This is a genomic window from Mariprofundus sp. EBB-1 (assembly GCF_003665155.1).
Taxonomy (GTDB): domain Bacteria; phylum Pseudomonadota; class Zetaproteobacteria; order Mariprofundales; family Mariprofundaceae; genus Mariprofundus.
Genome location: NZ_RCFQ01000059.1, coordinates 1 through 3,457 on the forward strand (window position 1 = coordinate 1; position 3,457 = coordinate 3,457).

At 47.2% G+C, this 3,457-nt stretch carries 4 protein-coding genes; all 4 read right to left on the bottom strand.

Annotated features, from left to right (window positions below; genetic code table 11):
- Positions 1-1,305, bottom strand: a 1,305-nt coding sequence (locus tag D8Y20_RS13435; protein WP_121544218.1) for a MobA/MobL family protein, incomplete at its 3' end; no start/stop codon positions are given.
- 398 nt (positions 1,306-1,703) lie between these two features.
- Complete coding sequence (locus D8Y20_RS14070) at positions 1,704-1,946, bottom strand: SUMF1/EgtB/PvdO family nonheme iron enzyme (protein ID WP_121544219.1); 243 nt, start codon at positions 1,944-1,946, stop codon at positions 1,704-1,706.
- Positions 1,861-2,934, bottom strand: a complete 1,074-nt coding sequence (locus D8Y20_RS13445; RefSeq protein ID WP_121544220.1) for a reverse transcriptase/maturase family protein — start codon at positions 2,932-2,934, stop codon at positions 1,861-1,863. Before D8Y20_RS13445 ends, D8Y20_RS14070 begins: the two co-directional genes overlap by 86 nt.
- Positions 2,906-3,265, bottom strand: coding sequence for a diversity-generating retroelement protein Avd (gene avd, locus D8Y20_RS13450; protein WP_121544221.1), 360 nt, complete (start codon positions 3,263-3,265; stop codon positions 2,906-2,908). The genes D8Y20_RS13445 and avd overlap by 29 nt, the downstream gene beginning before the upstream one ends.
- Positions 3,266-3,457 lie beyond the last annotated feature (192 nt).

A 3,457-nucleotide genomic window follows, 5' to 3' on the forward strand; every position in this document is an offset into this window, starting at 1 on the left:
CAGTTCACCTTGATCTACCTGTAACCTGTCATCTAATACGGCAAGTCTGCGCTCCATTGCACTGATATTGTCTTGCCAAGCTTGGTATTCCTGCTGCTCCACTTCTAGCAAGCCAACAGCCTTGATAATCAAGCTGGGGCTTTCCTGCGCCTTGGCCAACAGCGCATCATATTTTCGTTGGGCTTTTTTCAGTGCGCTTTCAGTTTCGCGAACATATCCGGCCTCAGTGCTTCGGCTGCCATGCTTCCACCAGTAAGCTAACTTCTTGCCAAGATTACCAAAAGATAAGGGTGTATCCATTACTTGCATGTAGTGCCGGTGACGCCGTTCAGCTTTGAGTTTTACCTGTTGAGCATGGGTGATAGCTGCCTGACCTGCTTTGCCACGCTTTGTATCCGGTACTAATTGCCGGATGATTTGCTCTTGCGAGTGCATGGCCGGTTTGGCCTCGCGTAGCTTGTTCAGCTCATCCCTGACAAATGTCTGTTCATCCAGCAATGCGGCATGGTGTGATTCAAGCGTATCTCTGCAAACTCTGGCCATATCCACCAATATGGGCTGATTGCTTTGGACAATCTGCTCCCAGCGTTTGAACCGTTCATTTTTATGACCTGTACGTTTCTGCTGGTGCCATGACTTAGCGCCCACCTTTGGCTGTGGTGTAAGAGTAATGTCCTGATCTGCATAGCTGCGGCAATCAATGCGTGCTGGAGCATTAGCATCTGCCAATGCTTGATTGCACATCGCCTCCCATGACTGACGGATTGCCAGCAATCGTTCACTCGATGCTGCGCCGCACTTCTGGCGACCGCGAGTGGAAGCCTGCCATGCACGGTCTTTGACACAGCCGCCTTTCTCCGGTTGTTTTTTGTTGGCGCGTTTGAAGTAGTGCTTGCAGTCGCGTTCGATTCCATCGTCAATGCGTTCAGAGAATTGTAAATGTACATGTGGATTCATACCGCTATCACTGGCCTTTGCGTGGTGAATAGCAAAGGTAAACGCGTGATTGTGCCCGCATGCTTCCTCAGCCAATGATCTGGCCAGTTCAACTTGCTGGCTAGGGGGTAATTCTCTGGGGAGTGATACTTCCAGTTCACGGTATGCTGTACCGTTGGCACGCTCAAATTCATCAGATGCCTGCCAGAACAGAGCAGGATCAGCCATCGCCCATATCGGCATGTTGCCATGCTCGACATGCTCCACGCCTTGTTTCTTGTCATATTTACTGGAAGCGCATATGTAATTAAAATGCGGAGCAGCCTTGCCCTTTGCTCCAATTTTCAAACTCAAATGATATATAGCCACGTTGGCACCTCGTAAGGTGAAATAAGTGGTTCATATACAAATGAACTCGAAAGATTTTGGGGTTAAGGGGCTTGCCCCTTACGTCGCGTCGTTTCTCGTAGAGAAACGCCTAAGCGCGCCCTTTCGCAGGGGGCGCAATGAAACCACAACCTCATGCTGTGATACTTATCGGAAGTATTTTTGAAAACTTGAATGATGTAGACTTTAATGGGTAAGTTATCTTCTAAAGACTCTTATATTTTAACATCATGGTTGCTCAGATCCGATAAGCTGCAAAAATTGACAGGGCTTTCGCTTTCACTACTCACCCCGTCTTCAGCCATCCTTGGCACAACTATTTACCACGGGCATCCATGCCAAGGCGGGAAACTGACTCATGGACACCCAAGCCACGCTTCTCACATCCATAAACATGAGAACTCCGGGATTTCATGGGCGGACTGGACGAGACGAAAGCCGATATTGTTGTTGCGATTATCGGTGGAGTTCCTGTTGCGGTTAGCCGAACGCATATTATTCGGATTATTGTTCCAGGAGCCGCCGCGCAAAACACGCTTACCCTCCGGCCTGTTCCCTCTGCTTGAAAATGATTGATGAAAAGATCGCATTGCGCAAGCCTTCCGTTTCTCCATGTTTGGCATGTCCTATCCAGCTATGTACTGAGGCGGTAATCTCAACAAAATTCATCCGCCCCTCACCATAAGCATCTGCCATAGCTCGCATCTTTCGGGCGTAGCGAAAGCCATTATCATTACGAAGCCATCTGCGCGTTCGTGAAACCTTATAGCCCAATACATCCACTTTCTCATCTGTTCGAAATATGTGTGCTTTCGTTGGGTGAATTTGTAATCGTAACTCGGCAAGCTTCATCTCAATCGCATCACGTAAAGCCCAAATCTCTGCCTTATCATTTCCGAGAAGTAGCATGTCATCAACATAACGAATATATGCTTTCACCCGCATTTTTTCTTTCAACCAATGATCAAAGTTATTCAGATAGAGATTGGCAAATATCTGACTGGTCAGATTACCAATCGGGATACCATGACGACGAGCATGCTGGGAAAATAGACCATCACCAGAAAAATAGCACGGTTCCGGTTTCACTTCTGGCGAGCCATCGACTATCAAATCAAGAAGTCTGAGTACCTGTTTGTCCTTAATATTGGTTGCTAGTTGTGATTTGAGTATGTGATGATCAATAGATGGAAAGTAACGCCGAATATCAAGCTTAAGTACATAAAGGTAATTCTGGGCATACGCTTGATAACGATCTACAGCTCTGTGACCCCCCTTTCCTTTACGGCAGGCATAGCTGTCATAGATAAATGAGCGATCAAAAATAGGCTCCAGCACATTCATCAACGCATGATGCACCACTCGATCCCGAAAGGGTGCTGCCGAAATCACACGCGGCTTTCGATCTCTAATCATAAACTGACGATAATCACCGGGCAGATATGAGCCATCCATCAACGATTGCTGCAGTGCAAAAAGCTCAACCTCCAGATTCAGTGAAAAATCCGCAACCTGTGGACGATCTCGTTTACCTTTCCGCGCCTTGCAATATCCCTGATAAAGATTGGCAAAGCTGGTGATTTCAGGCCAGAGAGCGCCGACTCTTTTCATGCTTTACCCACCCACCAATTTGATTGCCTAACTCCACCATTAACTTTGCACCATGCTCATAACTTTTATGAGAAACTGCATTCAGTTCCATTGCCAAGCGCCATAAATGTCGAACTACTGACAGTTTTCGATTGGCTTCATCCAGAAGGCTTTTCTTGCGATGCTGATAGGCTGCTGCGATAAGATTTTCCAACACGGATAGTAGATTGGATTCCATCTTTTCACCCAAAGTATAGCGTCGATTGCGAGGAAACTTATCCAGTTGTGGCACTAACCACAAAAGTAGTTGATGACAACTTTCAACCGCTTGCGGTGTACTATCCTTAATCACACTGTCTCCTTAAAAAATTCGAACGCCTTCGGCGTGCCCCTCCCCAACCCTCCCCAGTGGGGAGGGAGAGAAATATGCGTTGCATATTTCGAAAAGGGTCAAAGTACATAGGAAAAAGTGAAATTAGTCCTGGACGAGACGAAAGCCGAAACTGAAGATGCGAGAATCGGGGGAGTTCCTGTCGCGGTTAGC

What these genes read in the sequence shown, in the direction of transcription:
- D8Y20_RS14070 (WP_121544219.1), bottom strand. Translation starts at nt 1,946, where the DNA reads ATGCCAAACATGGAGAAACGGAAGGCTTGCGCAATGCGATCTTTTCAT.
- D8Y20_RS13445 (WP_121544220.1), bottom strand. Translation starts at nt 2,934, where the DNA reads ATGAAAAGAGTCGGCGCTCTCTGGCCTGAAATCACCAGCTTTGCCAAT.